This window comes from Paenibacillus sp. VT-400 (genome assembly GCF_001029205.1).
Lineage (GTDB): Bacteria > Bacillota > Bacilli > Paenibacillales > Paenibacillaceae > Paenibacillus > Paenibacillus amylolyticus.
Window position 1 is genome coordinate 824601 of sequence record NZ_LELF01000067.1, and the last position, 15697, is coordinate 840297.

The following is a 15697-nucleotide window of genomic DNA, read 5'->3' on the forward strand; positions in this document are numbered from 1 at the left end:
TGAAGGCTAAACTTCGACCAGAAGATATATATTCAAAGCAACTTAGCTGGCTGTGTATTGAACCAATTCTTGTTTCGGTACGGGGCAGAGATATGGCAGCCAAAACAGAGATATACCGAATGTTACACGAAGGGCAACAAGCTTTATTTCTGTTCTATTCCTATCACAATCACACGAAAAGTCTGGCAGAATTTTATTGGTTTTCGGCATATAACATCATTGAGATCAAAAGCTGGAATGGAATAAAAAATGGGATGCACTTTTTTCATTTAGATGAGATGGTTAATGTACTTGAACAGATTGAAAGTCTCATTACGGACAAAAATAAAGTGGGTGAAGAGTGGCTTGAGGTGCTGGCAACAGATCTGGATAAGGACCCAATCTTGCTTCAGAGAACAGAGGTGTTATATGACACCTATCAGACCGTGGCGCAAGCAGCTATTACACATATGAATGAGATGATCCTGCAAAATCGGGATATGTATCTGGAGATTGAGTAAGGTTAACGTAGCACCTCCTTATAATAAAAGAACTGCTCCCATGGAGTGGTTCTTTTTAGTATTTATGCAGTACCGATGCAACAAACTTGCAAAATCATGCAACAAAACGCAATACAGTGGGATTGCCGTAACTATGCTTGTAATATGAGTTGTGAGAGGAGGGGCAAACACATGAAAGTCATTTTTGAAGAGGACACGACAGTTGAAAAAAGGTTAGCCAAGGTCATAACCCATCCTGCGGAGAAGTCGAAGTGGGACCGTATTCAGAAGGCAATCTGTGAATCGGAAACTCAATTAACGGTCATCCATGCCAAGAATAATCGCAATATACAGATCCAGTTGAGCTCGGTGGTTGCCTTTGAATCAGAGGATCGGATGTGCTGTGTCCGGGTGATCTCAGGTGAGAGGTACTTGCTTCATAAACGTCTGAAATTTGTAGAAGAGGATCTGGATGACCTTCATTTTGTAAAAATAAATAATCAAACGATCATCAATACGCGGTACATCACCGCATTCTCTGCAACAGACCAAGCTCGAATTAAGGTAGACCTGAGCGATAGCTCCAGTTACTTCGTCAGCCGATTTTATATTAAAAACTTTAGGGGGAAATTATCATGATTACTCAACTTAGAAATTCTTTTTTTCAAGTATTCACTATAATGACGCTATGGATCACACTCTTGGCTACAATATTCTTTGGTGATCTGCCCATTCAGATGTCCTATTTATGGAACATAGCGGGTATTGCTTTTATTGCAGCTTTGTTGTTTGGAATGATGTATAACATACTGTGGAACTATTTTACGTTAAAACCGGTATGGAATATCGTCATTTCTTCCACATTCAATATTGCAGGAGGTATGGCGATGGTATGGTTATTCTCGGTAGACATGTTCCAATTCATCGCTCCCTGGTTCCCCGGCATGTGGTTATTATCTATCGTGCTGCACATCATCGCTTTCTATTTTTATGCTAGAATGGATAGCAGGAAAAAAGCGGAAGAGTTAAATAACATTCTCAAGTAGGTAGGGAGTACACGTATGAACGAGGAAGAACTGTTGCAGTTGTACGGATTGGAACCTGATGAGGTACACCGGGAGGCCATCCGACAGCTGCTTCAGCAAGAGATTGAGAACCGGAAGTCAGAGGATAACGAGGTTCTGAGACTGTTGTGCATCATGTTATTCTGTATTGGAAATGTGGAGGACACCACGCTGATCTGGAAAGCTAAACGAAAGAATCAGGATACGGGCAGTTATATTGATGTGCAGTTATTATGTGGTGCGGGACATGAGCAGACTTTATTTTATCTGGAAAATATGGACGGGGAACAGGCGCACAAGGAGTTGCTTTACCTTAAACACTGCGAGCCGTATGACTTTGTTGATTTCTCCAACGCGGAATGGGTCTCAAACTATAAACAATATTATGGTGTTTAATATATGAGTACACCGGAAGGAGGGGGACTATGCCAAGTTTGCATGACAACATCATATTAAGTTACGAAGTTGATTTAGAGAACAAAAAAATCAGGATGCGCACACGTTCAAGTCATACTGTACCGAAAAATATGGATGTTTTATTCTCTGGTGTAATGGCCCATGCGTTTGATACACCGCTGCATGGCAGCATTATTTTGGATCTGGATGAGTGGGAAATAGAGCATTTTATCCCTTATAATCGAGAGTTGTTAGAGTCAGGGAAGGGTCAAGCTTGGCCTGTCAGTTATGATTCCTATGACGAATTGCAAATCCGGCTGATCGAGGAGAAATACAAGTACATGGTGATCTCATCCTCGTATGGACTGAGTGGTTGGGTTTTGGCGAAGAACGTAGAGATTACTGTTCAAGAAACGGGGTGAACGGGATGAAGGGTGAAAACACACAGCATGGTGGCAAGAAGGGCGCAGGACTCAGAACGGGCATTGTTGTTCTTGTTGTTCTGCTCGTTATTCTAGTAATGACCAATCCAAACGAAGAAGATTTTGTTGCGTGGCTCGCAAGTGAACATGACATCCATTCTTCGTATGATGTGAATGAAGGCAGGACGTTTACGCAGACGATCGACGGTGAGGAAAAGACGCTTCATTATAAAGGTGGACATATACTGCATATGGGAATCTTTTCAACATTTAGTTACCTTTTCTTGGATAATGAAGAAAAAGAGATCCAGATTGAAGCGGTCGGCATAATGAATATGCTATTTAGTAGGTAGCTAGATTGATTGTGGACAGTTACAAAAGTTGAATGAAAGTTCTGCTGATAACCACGCGCTTTGCATGATATAACTCGTGCAGAGAAGCGTGGTTTTTTGCGCGAAATGCTATAGAAACAGAGATGGTTAACTTCGTTTATTCGCAAATTCCACATTATGGGTTATGATGTACCTTGAGAGAAAATTTACATACATAGGAAGTCTCTATTTTAAATTAAAGGCATTTAAGGTCTTTACGAGGGGAGTATTATCCATGATTGAATGGAGGGCTGACTATGAAAAAGTTAACCGTAGTTTCATTATTATTACTACTTCTGGTGGCCTGTCAGAACCAGGAAAACACTGAAGATGCACAACAATCAATAGATTCCTTGGCTCAAAGTGTCACAGCAAAAGAGACACAACAGGATGAAGAAATATCGACATCCCATGAGAAGGAAGACATCCCACCAGAGTATCTCGATGAAACAAACTATACCGGTGACAAATTGGAAATCGTCAAACTTATGAATGCCCGTATACGTTATTTATACGAAAAGGATGAAATAGCATATATGAGTTTGATTGATCCTGAATCTCCTATATCAGGTATGGGAAGATACAAAGTTCTTAAGGTTACTTCCATGAGCGATATCACTATACAGGAGCAAAGGAAACTCTATCAGGCAGTGGTGATAGTTAATGAGTTAAATGAGAACGACGAAGAGTATAGCAATACGATGGTGTTTTGGAAAAAGAAAGAAGATGGCGATAACGCGCAATGGATTTTTGCAGACATTGATTAAGCACATAGTGTCTGACACATGGAAGATCCATATCTTCACACAAAATAAAGGGTGATGTAATGATGGCAAGGCGATTAATACTGATTGAAGGATTACCGGGTTCAGGCAAGTCAACGGTTGCCAAAATGGTATCCGAAATTTTGATAGGACAAGGCAAGAAGGTACAACTGTTTCAGGAAGGAAACCTGGATCACCCTGCTGATTACGAGGGCGTATCTTTTTATTATGCAGGAGACTTCGAGGCTTTATTGGGCACGCATGAAGATTACAGAGAGGTTCTGGAAAGCAATGCGACTGCTCATGATGAAGGTTTCCTGATTCCATACCGTAAGATGAAAGAGCAATGGGGAATAGAGCTTCCTGATCACATTGTACAGGATATTTTCAGACGAGATATTTACGAAATTCCTTTTGAGCAAAATGTTAAGCTGATCACCGAGAAGTGGCAAGATTTCGCCCAAAACGTGTTAAGCACGAATGATGACTGCATCACGATATTTGAATGTTGTTTTATCCAGAATCCACTAACCATGGGTCTCGTAAAATGCAATCAATCCAAAGAGCAAAACGTGCAGTATGTATTGGAACTGGGGCGAATCATTCATGCTCTGAACCCGCTTCTCATCTATATCGACCAGAAAGATATATCCTATACATTTGATAAGGCGGTTAGTGAAAGACCAAAAGAATGGTCAGAGGGATTCATTAATTATTATACGAACCAGGGTTTGGGGCAGGCACAGGGTTATCAGGGTGTTGAGGGTACGGTACAGGTTTTGCAGGAAAGAAAGAAGCTGGAGTCCGAAATCTATGGGTTACTTCAAATGGATAAGGTATGGCTGGATAATTCGGATTATGACCGCGAGGCTTGTTGGCACAAGCTAGAAAAGATTCTGCAGTAACCTTAATGAAATACGAATACATACCGGAGGTCAGTTTTATGACATTTTATGGAGTAGCCTTAATTGCAACAACCGCAATCTTAATTATTATAGGTGTTCGAAGCAAACGGAAAGTAATTCTTAGATGGGGCATAGCCAGTTTAATTTTATTGCTCGTACTCATCATTCCCTCATTCATCATGGGATTCATGGACGGATTTGCTGATGGGTGGTCAGCGAGATGACCACTGCAGATAACAATAATGTATCGTATGAACAAAATAACAACAAATTCAACTTCCGTGTGGCAGGTATTGTGATGGATGCGGGAAGAGTTCTTTTGCATACGACAGAACAGGATGATTTCTGGAATCTGCCCGGAGGTCGGGTGAAATTAAACGAGACAACAGAAGCGGCTATTGTGCGAGAGATGATGGAGGAACTGGGTGTTCATGTAGAAGCGCAAAGGCTCGCATATGTTAGTGAAGATTTCTTTGAATATGATGGTCTGAAGTATCATGAAGTTGGCTTTTATTATCTCATCACATTGCCGGAAGCCCATAAGCTATATAGTGAAACCGAATTCAAAGGTTTAGAAGATAACGGTAAGTTAATTTTCCAATGGTTTTCCTTGGACGAACTGGAGCGAATGGAAGTATATCCTGTGTTTTTGAAAGAGGAACTGAGTAACCTTCTTGATGCAAAAGGCATCAAACACTTCATTCAGAAATAGAGGAATAGGTGCCTATGGACATTACATTTATTCGTCATGGTCATGGCGAACACTTGATGGATTATCCAAACCAATTAAATTTTCTGCATCCTGGCCTCACTGAATTGGGAGAAAGTCAAGTCATAGCGTTGCGTAAGCAAGTGGTTTTTGCGCCTGAAGACGTCATTTTGGTTAGTCCAACGAAACGTACTATTGAAACAGCACAACTCCTAACCCCTAACAAAAATCTTGCGTTCTTCAGCCCACTGGTTGGCCCAAGAATGTTTCCTCAGAATCCAGAGTTTGTTCCTTTCGTCTGTGATCAGATCTATTCCAAGGAAGAACTCAGCCATCAGTATACTTACATAAGAATGCTTAATTTGGGGTTGGATTGTTGGGAAGAAAGTATTAATCAGATGGATGCAGATCGGTTCCAGATATTAGCTGAAAAGCTTCTTGAATGGTGCAGGCAACAGAGCGGCAATACGTTTATCATTTCACATGACGGTACGATATCGAACTACAGGATATTACTCGGAGAAAAAGAGTTAACCAAAAGTGATTTTCTGGGTGAAGCCGGGCAGTACACAATCCGAAACGTTTAACGATTAAAGGTGATTCCGTCAATCTCTTCTATTACACATTGCACAAGGAGTCTGTTTTGTAGGTGGTCTATAACTGTACTTAGGGGGACTTTCAAATGAAGTTATCGGATTATGAATATTTAACTTTGGCTCTGGAAGAAGCAGAACAATCACTTATTGAAGGAACGTATCCGATTGGTGCGATAATCGTGGATGTGGATGGGATTGTCGTGAGTAAAGGCAGGAACCGAGTTTTCTCGGATTGCGACCCCACCGCACATGCTGAGGTGGATGCCATTCGTCGGGCAGGAAAACATTTGCTGGATGTAGAGAAGAAGAAATTCTCGAAGAAGAAAGACTTGACGCTTTATACTACCTGTGAACCTTGTCCTATGTGCTCTTGTACCATATTAATGTCGGGTATTAAAAAGATTGTATGGGCAGCGGATGATGAAGAATATGGCGGACTTCGACGTTTCAAGGAAGGGCCTCATTTTATCCATATGTTTGACACGTTATCCTGTGTTGCAGCACCCTATCTTGATCTGGAAAACAGACAGAGGGCTTTGCTCGCCAAATGGAATATTGGTAGAGGTTTGCTTAATACAGAGTGGGAGATTCCTAAGCAATGATCCTAATCCAAAGGAGATGAATTCATATGGAATTCGTGGGAGAGAAGGTAAGAATAACAACAGTCACAGAGCAGGACCTCGACTTCATATGTCAACTTGAATGTGACGCAAACATATGGAGCTTTGAGGAAACTGTTGAGACGGATGAGGAGAAGGTTCGCGAGAAATATCGCAGCCATTTTGCTGTCGCAGATGAGAAACCGTATGCCTATGATTTTGTTATACGCCGCTTGAATGATCCGGAAGATACACCCATTGGTATTGTTCAGATGTGGAGTTATGTGGATTACCGAAAAAGCTGGGAACTTGGATTCGCTGTACTTTCAGAATACGCAGGCAACGGATATGGGAGCGAGGCTACCCGTCTTTTGTTACGATTTGCGTTTCAAGAGTTACAAGATCATAAGGTCGTCGGCATGTGCAATTCACAAAACGTTCGCTCAGCCGCACTGATGCAGCATGTGGGTATGACACGGGAGGCCATCTTCCAGGAAGAGCTATGGTGGAACAATCAGTGGACAGACCAGTATTTTTACTCCATTTTGGATAGAGAATTTAAGTCTGTCTAATAGGTACGGGAGGAAATAAGATGACTACGTTGGTTCTGTTGTGTTTCTCGTAAATTAGGGCAAAGGTGGTTATAACCATGGGGAGAATTACGGTTTATCATTATGATGCTTTCTCTACCGTTCCGGGTCAAGGTAACCCGGCAGGAGTGGTTTTTGATGCTGATCATTTCAGTGAGACGGAGATGCAGCAGATCGCTTATAAGGTTGGTTTTAATGAGACAGTATTTGTGTTGAATTCTGAAGTAGCTGACGTCAGATTACGTTATTTTACGCCGGGCCATGAGATTAATCTGTGTGGTCATGCCACAATGGCATCATTGTATGGATTGAAGACGCGTGGGATGTTAAGTGACAAAGAGTTAATCACGATTGAAACCAATGTAGGTACATTACCCATACGATTTGAGCGCAATGCCGACACCATTTACATGGAAATGAAACAGGATCAGCCGCAGTTTATACCATTCCAGGGGGATATCGAGAAGCTGGTAAGCGCCATCAATCTCACTCTGGATGATGTTGACCTTTCTACGCCAATCGTTTATGGAAGTACAGGAGCCTGGACGTTATTAATCCCGATTCGTGAACTGAACTCCTTTATGAAAATGAAACCGGATTCTTCCCTGTTCCCAGGAATTTTAATTGAGAATCCCCAAGCTTCCCTACATCCCTTTTGTTTCGAAACCCGTGATTTCGATGCGATGATGCATGCCAGACATTTTTCATCACCATACTCAGGTACTACGGAAGATCCTGTGACTGGAACAGCCTCCGGGGTGATGGGTGCCTATTATTTAACCTATGTGAAACCGGAGATTGATGAGGTACAGTTTGTGATAGAGCAAGGGCATGAGATTGGAAGAGATGGAAAGGTTCAAGTGAGTGTGATTCGGGATGGTGAGGATATGGATGTCAGAATGAAGGGGACAGCTGCTTTTGTGCGTGAACTGAATGTTGAATTGGACATTTGATCATATACGAAAGCAAAAAGCGCGAAGGGAGATTAACATTTTGCAAATTATTGATATTCGGCAGAAGCCGGACGTGATGCAAGAAGCAGTACAGTATTTCTGGAAACAATGGGGCTCGGAATCAAGCTTCCATTTCTATCGGGATTGTATAGAGCGTTCTGTGGATACAGAGAGTGATGTACCAAGATTTTATGTGATGTTGGACGGAGACCGAATTATCGGTGGGTGCGCTTTGTTGCGAAGTGATCTGAATAGCAGGCAGGATCTTTTTCCCTGGTTTGCGTGTCTTCATGTTGATCCAGAATATCGGGGCCAGAATCTGGGTGGACAACTTCAGACCCATGCGATGAATGAGGTGAAAGCAAAAGGGTATGACAAGCTGTATTTGTGTACTGATCTGACTGATTATTATGAAAAAAATAACTGGGCCTATATCAGTAAAGGATATTTGCTTGATGATGAAGAGACAAGAATCTATGAATATAAGATTTAATAGAGGTTACACACGCTTTATGGCTTTGTCTTGAATTCGGGAGGAATGAACCTATGATTACCGAGATTAATAAACATGAATTCCACAAAGTAAAACATCTCACGGACTCGTGTAAGAATATTGAAGTCAAAGCGGTGGCGTATGGCTTGAACCCGGGACGGATCTATGTAGATGATGCAGAAAATATCACAGCAGCTCTAATTTGGGTACATGGACAATCTGGTTTTCAGTTGATCGGCGACTCTCGAAGTGAGCCCTTTCTGAATGAATTGAAAGAGTACATGCGGGAACGTATAGAACCTGAGTTATTGGACTTACATATGCATGCTGTTGAAATTGGTGTGGTGGACGAAGCCTGGGAAGATGTTCTTCGGCACATCTCCGGGAAAAGAGATATCTCCAGTGATATTCAGCATGTATTCAAGTTGAATCCAAATTCGATAAGTCAGCAAGCACCTCTCGACATATGTGCTTCACAGGACGAGAAAGTCAGAATTCTCAGGATAGATGAAGTATTATTAGGAGAGAAAAGATATAACAATTCTCCATTCCTGAAAGATAAAATATCTCACTTTTGGAAGACAATAGATGATTTTTTACAACATGGCTTTGGCTATATTGCAGTGCATAACGATGATATCGCGAGTGTTTGCTTTTCGGCATTTATCACAGATCAGACACATGCGGTTGATATTGAAACGGTTGAAGTCTACAGAAGAAGGAATTATGGTGCGATGGTGGCAAAAGCTTTTGTGGAAGAATGCAGTCGTGTAGGTATACATCCGTATTGGGATTGTTCACCGGACAATGCAGGCTCAATTCGTCTGGCACAAGGTGTGGGGATGTCACTCGATTTTAACTATAGAGTTTACTGGTATGATCTATCCACATAGATGGGTATGAAGGAGGGTGTGCTGTGAGCGAATCATTACAGGATCAGATTCACTTTCTCATTGAGATTGATAAACTCAAAACGATTGAACGAAAGACGAGAATTATGCACGGTGAGAGACTTGAAAATGATGCGGAGCATTCCTGGCATCTGGCGATGATGGCCTTGGTTTTGCAGAGTCATGCCAACAAGGATGTGGATATCCTCAAAGTCATTAAGATGCTTCTCGTTCATGATCTGGTCGAGATTGATGCCGGAGATACGTTCGCTTATGATACGGTGGGACACACGGATAAATATGATCGTGAACTCAAAGCAGCTCATCGGCTGTTTGGTATATTGCCTAAGGAACAGGCGGAAGAACTACTCCAATTATGGTTAGAGTTTGAAGCAAAGCAGACTCCTGAAGCACAATTTGCTTCATCTCTAGATCGGTTGCAGCCTCTGATACACAATCATCAGAATGAGGGAGATACGTGGCAGAAATATAACATTACAAGTGAACAGGTGATAAACAGAAACCGTGAGATTGCGAACGGTTCCGAAACATTGTGGGAGTATGCGCAGCAGCTTATTCAGAAATCCGTGGATCAGGGAATCCTGTCCAAATCATAAGGATACGTTTTGACGTATGCACTTCGAAGATGGGGGAGAAGCATGAATGGGGTATACCATGGAGCTAAGAAAACTGGTGGGCCCGCGTCCTCTAATTATGGCGGGCTCATGCGTACTCGTGTTTAATGAGGAAGGTCACCTGTTGCTGCAAAAACGTACAGATAGCTTGGATTGGGGGACACTTGGGGGATCGATGGAACCCGGGGAGTCTTTGGAGGAAACAGCTGCGCGGGAATTATTTGAAGAGGCCGGACTGAGAGCGGAATCGTTCAAACTCATTAACGTTTTTTCAGGTGAGGACATGTATTATCAGTATCCGCATGGTGATGAAGTTTACAACGTCATGGCTGTTTATGAAGCTTCAGGCATCAAGGGCAGCCCAACCATTATGGATGGTGAAGGGCTGGAACTCCGATATTTTGATCTGAATCAGCCGATCCCTGAGATCAATCCGTTTACGGAGTATGTGTTGAAGAAGGCAGAATATATCAGAACTAACTAGCTGTATCCGGATTATAAATCTTCCACCTTTCACAAATGGGTGTGGAAGATTTTTTTATTTTCAACTTATACGCACCCTAAATGCCCCTTACATCTACCCAAAAAATTAACTAAGGAAAAATATGCTAGAATAGGGAGTGAACATTTAAAAGGGTCTATTAGGAGGAATAATGATGATGTTTGGTTCTATCATTACAATATTCGCAATGTTGATTAATGTGTTGTTATATGGACTGGGCGTGTATGCGCTGATCCTGTTTATTAAGCTAGCCCGACGTGGGATTCAGGCGCTGGATATCTACCTGTATGAAAAACGCGGAGAGCGTTTTTAACGTTCAGCATCTCATACTCGAACAGAATTATCATTTTTCTCTCAGTGTTTTATCTTTTCTATTCTAGTATGATTAACGCATCAATCCAGTAAAGAGAGGTTCCTGAATATGGATGCTTTTTTAGAGCAAATTAACGAGTTAAACGAGCTTCAGAAAGACTTGGTTAGCCTACATCCTTTGTTTGCAGAACATTATCCAGTGGTTGTAGCCTATGAAGCTTTATTATATATCTATGATTATTCGTCCAAAACGCAACAATATGAGTGGGTGAAGACGGTACCGGACGATTTATATATTCCAGATGAGTGCCTTGCCGCAATGCCGGTGCATCATATGAACGGACGAATGTGTGCGATTGTAACGGATACAGCGTTCAAAGATCTGGAGCAGAAAGTTTATCTGTTCCACGAATATGTTCATTGTTATGTATATGAGAAATATGATGAACGAATCGTCAACCGTCTTCAGATTAAGCATAAAATGGACCAACTGAAGCGTGTAACATGGGAACTGGATTATGAGTTTCCGTATGAAGATGAAATCGTTGTGGAGCGGATTAACTCATTGTTGTCTGCTTTGAAGAGTAAAGACCTGACACAAGTACAGACAGCTAGAAAGGCGTTGTTCACTTCATTAAATGAAGAACAAGCCGAGTATTGGAGCTGGTTGGAGTGGAACGAGGGTTACGCGCGTTATATTGAGAATCTGATTCGGGCAAAATTTGGGCAGGAAAGCAACCATTTTGGAGATACTGCTCCGTTTAATCGTCTAGTATTCTATGAATGTGGATCGGAATACATTAGTCTGCTTGTGAAGGAGCACCCGGAATACCATACGGATCTGGAGCAGCTGTTTGACCGGACGCAAGTGGAGAGAATACAGGGTTAATCACGCATCTACGGTGAAAAAGCTGGAGCAGAGTGAAGTCTTACTAATCTAGCCATCTGTACGTTACCTAGTAGGTTATATCGTTTCTTTTTCTAAGTATAGTAGAATACTTCCCGCTAAAAGGAGATTAACTCTATGCCGTTACCTATGGTTCATCTTAGTATTGCTAATCGAATTGCAGACTCGCTGCAAATGCAGGCTGATCGAGGTTCATTCTATCTGGGGAATATCGCCCCGGATTCCATACATATGCGCGAAGGTACAACTAGAGATGATAAGGAATACACCCATTTTAACCCGAAAGATGATGGAGATCACGTTGGTGAACTGAAGGATCTTTACTCATTCTATATGCAACAACTTACGGATGAAGGATGGAAGTGGTTTGTGCGAGGATACTTTATGCATGTGCTGACAGACTATTACTGGTTCCGGAGTGTGCATCCTGAATTCGTCGAACGGGTCAACAAGGTAGATCAACATACAGACAGTAGCAGATCGAAGGATGAACTGGCGCGTTTATATTACCAGGAGACGGACCAGATCGATTTTAATCTCTATCAAGGTTCAAGTTGGAGCGAAGAGGTATGGCAAGTGCTCAACAGTTCACCGGGTTATGACATGACGGATCGTTTAACTGCTGATGAGATTGTACGCTGGCGGGACCACACGTTTTCTTTTCTTAATGGGGAAGAACCGGGAATTACTCCTGAGTTCATCACGGGTGAGAGAGTTCAGGTATTTGTGGAAGAGACCGTAGAGCGACTGATCTCTATGTTGCCTTCATGGGACCCGGAGTTACGTAACTTGATATGAATATAGATAGTTAGTGCAGTTAAGTCATTTCATTATATACTGTATTTATTACTTCTCTACTCATTACTAGTTTATTTAATACTACGTCAGGGAGGCACGCAGTATGGTGAAATATGTAGGAATGTTGCTCGTATTTGTCATTGCCACGTTCATTGCAGGGTGCAGTAAACCGAATGAATCGAACGCGGAAGAGGGGCTTCCTGTGCTGATCACCTTAACCTGTAATCCAGACCTCACTTTGGAACCATGCCAAGATGTTGAGTTTGATCGATCTGACGAGATTCGGATCATGATGGATGCAATACATAAGGCCGAGCGTATGCCGGGTATTCTCAATTATAGTGCACAGTACGACCTGAGCATAACAAATGCGGACAGCTCGATAACACGGTATGATTTTTCATTAGGAATGGATCCCAAGATGCAAGGCCTGTTAGTAAACCTTGAAGACACGAACACTGGATATAGCATTCCTCTTGAGGATTCGAATCAACTAAGAAGACTGATTCAGAGACGTACAGATTAAGAAGGTATATGGAACGGAGAAGAACCTGTGGGTGACAAAATTACCATTGAACCTTTGACAAAATCAGATGCAGATGGAGCGTATCAGGTATTTGAGACAACCATTCCCGCAGCATTTGATCAGGAGGGAATAGGCTCGCTTCTGGATGATATTCAGGATGAGATAACACAGAAAAAAGCGATGATTCACAAGGCATTGCAAGCTAAGGACAACATCAAAGCAAGTGTATTTTTCCTCGTTGCTAAAATGGGGGATGTTATTGTAGGCACAATCTCGTATGGACCGTGTGGTAAGGAGATTCCAGAATGTACAGAGGGCCGGCTGAACGGTATCGGAGAACTGGGTAGCCTGTATGTGTTGCCCGAGGTTCAAGGACGGGGGGTTGGTTCGGCGCTCATTCTTGCACTGGTTACTGAACTGCAACGGCTGGGAATTCAGCAATTCTGCCTGGATAGCGGTTACCAGATCGCACAGAAGAAGTGGCAACGCAAATTCGGTGAACCCTATGTGGTGGCGAAGAACTACTGGGGCGAAGGAACAGATCATATGGTTTGGCTGTGTGAAGTACAGGATTTTATAGTAAAATGAATGAACAAAAGAGATGACGACCTGTATTGTATAGGGGTCATCTCTTTATCTTTTTGCATCGATCGTGGACGATTGTTCGTACATTGTATCATGTGTGTTTTTATGTACCCGAGGAAAAAAGGAGTGAACATATGTCAATACAGTGGAATACACCCGAGCAACGGCTGTCCCCTCATGCGGTAAACTTGTGGAGAATTAGCGCCATCATATGGAATGTAATAGGCTTTCTGATCCTTGCCGTACTGTTAATACTGGACTCCATCTATGGATGGAAGACGTGGATTGGTTGGATTTTGTGGGGCGTTACGGCCATATCGGTGCTCTATGCGGTGTGGGATATTTTCATCCAGCCGTCATGGTTATACAAGCATTGGTACTATGATGTGAATGAGGAGTTCCTGCAACTGAAGCGTGGGGCGCTAACCAAGGTACATCAGATCATCCCCATGGCGAAAGTGCAATCGGTTACAACAAATCAGGGACCTTTAATGCGAAAATACGGACTCTATTCCGTATCGGTTGGCACGATGGGTTCATCGCATGAAATCCCGGCATTGCCAGAGGAAGTCGCACTTGCACTCCGTCATCAGATTGCGTCCTATGCGCGAATTAATGAGGTGGATGAATGATCGATATGAAGCGACATCATCCATTAACCATGCTGTGGAGCTTGTGGAAACGGGTAAAGAATTGGTTCGCTATCGTCCTTTTTTTGTTTGTTTTCCGTCAGGGCTCGGAGTCCCAATGGATATTCTATGGAAGAATCGCTTTTTATGTAGGTGTCTCCCTTAGCATCCTGTCCATGATCCTGAAGTGGTTCACCTCGCGTTATGCAGCAGACGATACAGCCTTTCATATCTATAGTGGTGTGTTTAACCGTACTCGAAGAACGATACCTTATACGAAGGTCCAGAATGTGAATCGTCATACAACGTTGTTTCATCGGTTATTCAGGGTGACGTCGATTCGATTCGAGACCGGAATTAAGGGAGAAGATGCTACCTTTCAGTTACACATTGTTTCACTTTCCGAAGCGGAACAGCTGGAGAAGATTGTAGCAGGTCATATGGCTGAAGAAGCAGTAACAGTAGGAGCAACAGAGGAACATGATACGTTGGATGCAGTTCAGGTTATGGAAGAGGGAGAGGCGCAATCCGAACCTGTTATAACTGATGAAGTCATGTCTCTACCTGCAAAAGAAAAACAGGAACGGGTTGTTCATTATCATTCCACCCGCAAGGACATATTCAAAGCATCCTTTACCTCGCTTAGTTTTCTCGTACTGATTCCGGTCCTGGCTACGCTCTATTCCTGGGTGAAGGACTTCTTCCCTGATGAAGAAGTAACGGAAAGTTTGTTATTAACCTGGCTCGATTCCTGGTGGATTGCCAGTTTGATGATTTTAGTTTTATTGATCATATCTATTGCTCTGGGCATAGTCAGAACCTTCGTAAAGTATGGCAATTTCCAGATCACCTCGGATTCCAAGCGGATCTATATCTCGAAGGGCATGATGGAGCAAACGTCATTTTCAATCCTGAAAGAGCGAGTCCAGGCCGTCAAAATTACACAGTCGCCAATGAAAAGGCTGCTTGGACTGGCGGAAGTAGAACTGACCACTGCAGGTAGTCTGGGAGAATCCGAGCAGGAGGTGAACTCACTCTATCCCTTCTTGCCTGTGAAGCAAGCCTATACCCTGATTGAGGAGATCCTGCCATCCTATCGGGTTACGCAAGAGATGGAAAAACTTCCACGAATATCACTATGGCTGCGCCTGCTCAAACCAAGCTGGGGATGGATTATGATCACGGGTTTATTGTGGTATTTCAAACCAGTGGTGTTTGGGCAGAAACATGCCTGGTTGATGATTTCCGCGATTCTGCTCGTGTGGATTGCAACATGCAGAGTGATGGACTTTTTCCATACCCGATACATTCTGCATCAGAATTTCATCCAACTTCGAACCGGTGCACTTACTTCAACACTCTTCATCTCCAAACGTGAGAAAGTCATCGAAGTGCAGATCACTCGTAATGTGTTACAACGTTGGTTCGGTGTGGCTTCCATTCATACCGTAAACCGCGCCAAACCAGTACTGCATCATTGGGCACATGACATTTCCCTGGATACGGCGAAATCATTTCAATTATGGTACATGGGACGTACCCAAGATGTTCAGACCCGTTAATTGTAAGAGC

At 42.7% G+C, this 15697-nt stretch carries 25 protein-coding genes; all 25 read left to right on the forward strand.

Features of this window, described 5'->3' with window-relative positions; all coding sequences use genetic code 11:
• The first annotated feature begins 92 nt into the window (after positions 1 to 92).
• The 25 genes from EL84_RS14405 (at position 93) to EL84_RS14520 (ending at position 15687) form a co-directional block, all read left to right on the forward strand.
• Positions 93 to 500 (forward strand): hypothetical protein, encoded by a 408-nt coding sequence (locus EL84_RS14405; protein WP_152683029.1) that lies wholly within the window; start codon positions 93 to 95, stop codon positions 498 to 500.
• A 171-nt stretch (positions 501 to 671) separates the two neighbouring features.
• Positions 672 to 1118: a LytTR family DNA-binding domain-containing protein gene (locus EL84_RS14410; RefSeq protein ID WP_047842163.1), complete on the forward strand. Its 447-nt coding sequence runs from the start codon at positions 672 to 674 to the stop codon at positions 1116 to 1118.
• On the forward strand, positions 1115 to 1525 hold the full coding sequence (locus EL84_RS14415; protein ID WP_047842164.1) for a hypothetical protein: 411 nt from the start codon (positions 1115 to 1117) through the stop codon (positions 1523 to 1525). The genes EL84_RS14410 and EL84_RS14415 overlap by 4 nt, the downstream gene beginning before the upstream one ends.
• Before the next feature lie 15 nt (positions 1526 to 1540).
• Positions 1541 to 1939 (forward strand): hypothetical protein, encoded by a 399-nt coding sequence (locus tag EL84_RS14420; protein ID WP_047842165.1) that lies wholly within the window; start codon positions 1541 to 1543, stop codon positions 1937 to 1939.
• A 29-nt stretch (positions 1940 to 1968) separates the two neighbouring features.
• On the forward strand, positions 1969 to 2361 hold the full coding sequence (locus tag EL84_RS14425; RefSeq protein ID WP_047842166.1) for a hypothetical protein: 393 nt from the start codon (positions 1969 to 1971) through the stop codon (positions 2359 to 2361).
• 5 nt (positions 2362 to 2366) lie between these two features.
• Entirely contained in the window at positions 2367 to 2714 is a 348-nt protein-coding gene (locus tag EL84_RS14430; protein WP_047842167.1) for a hypothetical protein, read from the forward strand.
• Positions 2715 to 2989: 275 nt separating this feature from the next.
• Entirely contained in the window at positions 2990 to 3499 is a 510-nt protein-coding gene (locus EL84_RS14435) for a hypothetical protein (RefSeq protein WP_047842168.1), read from the forward strand.
• A gap of 59 nt (positions 3500 to 3558) precedes the next feature.
• A complete protein-coding gene (locus EL84_RS14440) occupies positions 3559 to 4401 on the forward strand; it encodes a hypothetical protein (protein WP_235431535.1) in 843 nt (280 codons plus the stop codon).
• Between the two features lie 38 nt (positions 4402 to 4439).
• Complete coding sequence (locus tag EL84_RS14445) at positions 4440 to 4625, forward strand: hypothetical protein (protein WP_036610391.1); 186 nt, start codon at positions 4440 to 4442, stop codon at positions 4623 to 4625.
• A complete protein-coding gene (locus EL84_RS14450) occupies positions 4622 to 5113 on the forward strand; it encodes an NUDIX hydrolase (RefSeq protein ID WP_047842170.1) in 492 nt (163 codons plus the stop codon). The genes EL84_RS14445 and EL84_RS14450 overlap by 4 nt, the downstream gene beginning before the upstream one ends.
• 14 nt (positions 5114 to 5127) lie before the next feature.
• Positions 5128 to 5697, forward strand: a complete 570-nt coding sequence (locus EL84_RS14455) for a phosphoglycerate mutase family protein (RefSeq protein WP_047842171.1) — start codon at positions 5128 to 5130, stop codon at positions 5695 to 5697.
• 95 nt (positions 5698 to 5792) lie between these two features.
• A complete protein-coding gene (locus EL84_RS14460) occupies positions 5793 to 6308 on the forward strand; it encodes a nucleoside deaminase (RefSeq protein WP_047842172.1) in 516 nt (171 codons plus the stop codon).
• A gap of 26 nt (positions 6309 to 6334) precedes the next feature.
• The gene (locus EL84_RS14465; RefSeq protein ID WP_047842173.1) at positions 6335 to 6877 is read left to right on the forward strand and encodes a GNAT family N-acetyltransferase; all 543 of its coding nucleotides are present in this window, start codon (positions 6335 to 6337) and stop codon (positions 6875 to 6877) included.
• Positions 6878 to 6954: 77 nt separating this feature from the next.
• On the forward strand, positions 6955 to 7848 hold the full coding sequence (locus tag EL84_RS14470; RefSeq protein WP_047842174.1) for a PhzF family phenazine biosynthesis isomerase: 894 nt from the start codon (positions 6955 to 6957) through the stop codon (positions 7846 to 7848).
• A 40-nt stretch (positions 7849 to 7888) separates the two neighbouring features.
• Entirely contained in the window at positions 7889 to 8341 is a 453-nt protein-coding gene (locus tag EL84_RS14475; RefSeq protein WP_047842175.1) for a GNAT family N-acetyltransferase, read from the forward strand.
• 53 nt (positions 8342 to 8394) lie between these two features.
• Complete coding sequence (locus EL84_RS14480) at positions 8395 to 9234, forward strand: GNAT family N-acetyltransferase (protein WP_047842176.1); 840 nt, start codon at positions 8395 to 8397, stop codon at positions 9232 to 9234.
• A 23-nt stretch (positions 9235 to 9257) separates the two neighbouring features.
• Positions 9258 to 9848 (forward strand): HD domain-containing protein, encoded by a 591-nt coding sequence (locus tag EL84_RS14485; RefSeq protein WP_047842177.1) that lies wholly within the window; start codon positions 9258 to 9260, stop codon positions 9846 to 9848.
• A gap of 46 nt (positions 9849 to 9894) precedes the next feature.
• Positions 9895 to 10350, forward strand: coding sequence for an NUDIX hydrolase (locus tag EL84_RS14490; RefSeq protein WP_047842178.1), 456 nt, complete (start codon positions 9895 to 9897; stop codon positions 10348 to 10350).
• A gap of 169 nt (positions 10351 to 10519) precedes the next feature.
• Positions 10520 to 10681 (forward strand): hypothetical protein, encoded by a 162-nt coding sequence (locus EL84_RS32150; RefSeq protein ID WP_162489225.1) that lies wholly within the window; start codon positions 10520 to 10522, stop codon positions 10679 to 10681.
• A gap of 108 nt (positions 10682 to 10789) precedes the next feature.
• Complete coding sequence (locus EL84_RS14495; RefSeq protein ID WP_047842179.1) at positions 10790 to 11569, forward strand: hypothetical protein; 780 nt, start codon at positions 10790 to 10792, stop codon at positions 11567 to 11569.
• 135 nt (positions 11570 to 11704) lie between these two features.
• Positions 11705 to 12385, forward strand: coding sequence for a zinc dependent phospholipase C family protein (locus EL84_RS14500; protein WP_047842180.1), 681 nt, complete (start codon positions 11705 to 11707; stop codon positions 12383 to 12385).
• Between the two features lie 103 nt (positions 12386 to 12488).
• Positions 12489 to 12911, forward strand: a complete 423-nt coding sequence (locus EL84_RS14505; protein WP_047842181.1) for a hypothetical protein — start codon at positions 12489 to 12491, stop codon at positions 12909 to 12911.
• 27 nt (positions 12912 to 12938) lie between these two features.
• Positions 12939 to 13499, forward strand: a complete 561-nt coding sequence (locus EL84_RS14510; protein WP_047842182.1) for a GNAT family N-acetyltransferase — start codon at positions 12939 to 12941, stop codon at positions 13497 to 13499.
• 131 nt (positions 13500 to 13630) lie between these two features.
• Positions 13631 to 14128 carry a PH domain-containing protein gene (locus EL84_RS14515; protein ID WP_047842183.1) on the forward strand — a complete coding sequence of 166 codons (498 nt, stop codon included), beginning with the start codon at positions 13631 to 13633 and terminating at the stop codon, positions 14126 to 14128.
• The gene (locus tag EL84_RS14520; protein WP_047842184.1) at positions 14125 to 15687 is read left to right on the forward strand and encodes a PH domain-containing protein; all 1563 of its coding nucleotides are present in this window, start codon (positions 14125 to 14127) and stop codon (positions 15685 to 15687) included. Before EL84_RS14515 ends, EL84_RS14520 begins: the two co-directional genes overlap by 4 nt.
• The last annotated feature ends 10 nt before the right edge of the window (positions 15688 to 15697 follow it).

Coding starts and splice junctions, on each gene's coding strand:
- EL84_RS14480 (WP_047842176.1), top strand. CDS start 8,395: ATGATTACCGAGATTAATAAACATGAATTCCACAAAGTAAAACATCTC.
- EL84_RS14435 (WP_047842168.1), top strand. CDS start 2,990: ATGAAAAAGTTAACCGTAGTTTCATTATTATTACTACTTCTGGTGGCC.
- EL84_RS14465 (WP_047842173.1), top strand. CDS start 6,335: ATGGAATTCGTGGGAGAGAAGGTAAGAATAACAACAGTCACAGAGCAG.
- EL84_RS14420 (WP_047842165.1), top strand. CDS start 1,541: ATGAACGAGGAAGAACTGTTGCAGTTGTACGGATTGGAACCTGATGAG.
- EL84_RS14460 (WP_047842172.1), top strand. CDS start 5,793: ATGAAGTTATCGGATTATGAATATTTAACTTTGGCTCTGGAAGAAGCA.
- EL84_RS14450 (WP_047842170.1), top strand. CDS start 4,622: ATGACCACTGCAGATAACAATAATGTATCGTATGAACAAAATAACAAC.
- EL84_RS14440 (WP_235431535.1), top strand. CDS start 3,559: ATGATGGCAAGGCGATTAATACTGATTGAAGGATTACCGGGTTCAGGC.
- EL84_RS14490 (WP_047842178.1), top strand. CDS start 9,895: ATGGGGTATACCATGGAGCTAAGAAAACTGGTGGGCCCGCGTCCTCTA.
- EL84_RS14445 (WP_036610391.1), top strand. CDS start 4,440: ATGACATTTTATGGAGTAGCCTTAATTGCAACAACCGCAATCTTAATT.
- EL84_RS14515 (WP_047842183.1), top strand. CDS start 13,631: ATGTCAATACAGTGGAATACACCCGAGCAACGGCTGTCCCCTCATGCG.
- EL84_RS14405 (WP_152683029.1), top strand. CDS start 93: ATGGCAGCCAAAACAGAGATATACCGAATGTTACACGAAGGGCAACAA.
- EL84_RS14415 (WP_047842164.1), top strand. CDS start 1,115: ATGATTACTCAACTTAGAAATTCTTTTTTTCAAGTATTCACTATAATG.
- EL84_RS14455 (WP_047842171.1), top strand. CDS start 5,128: ATGGACATTACATTTATTCGTCATGGTCATGGCGAACACTTGATGGAT.
- EL84_RS14520 (WP_047842184.1), top strand. CDS start 14,125: ATGATCGATATGAAGCGACATCATCCATTAACCATGCTGTGGAGCTTG.
- EL84_RS14470 (WP_047842174.1), top strand. CDS start 6,955: ATGGGGAGAATTACGGTTTATCATTATGATGCTTTCTCTACCGTTCCG.
- EL84_RS14430 (WP_047842167.1), top strand. CDS start 2,367: ATGAAGGGTGAAAACACACAGCATGGTGGCAAGAAGGGCGCAGGACTC.
- EL84_RS32150 (WP_162489225.1), top strand. CDS start 10,520: ATGATGATGTTTGGTTCTATCATTACAATATTCGCAATGTTGATTAAT.
- EL84_RS14505 (WP_047842181.1), top strand. CDS start 12,489: ATGGTGAAATATGTAGGAATGTTGCTCGTATTTGTCATTGCCACGTTC.
- EL84_RS14410 (WP_047842163.1), top strand. CDS start 672: ATGAAAGTCATTTTTGAAGAGGACACGACAGTTGAAAAAAGGTTAGCC.
- EL84_RS14425 (WP_047842166.1), top strand. CDS start 1,969: ATGCCAAGTTTGCATGACAACATCATATTAAGTTACGAAGTTGATTTA.
- EL84_RS14495 (WP_047842179.1), top strand. CDS start 10,790: ATGGATGCTTTTTTAGAGCAAATTAACGAGTTAAACGAGCTTCAGAAA.
- EL84_RS14500 (WP_047842180.1), top strand. CDS start 11,705: ATGCCGTTACCTATGGTTCATCTTAGTATTGCTAATCGAATTGCAGAC.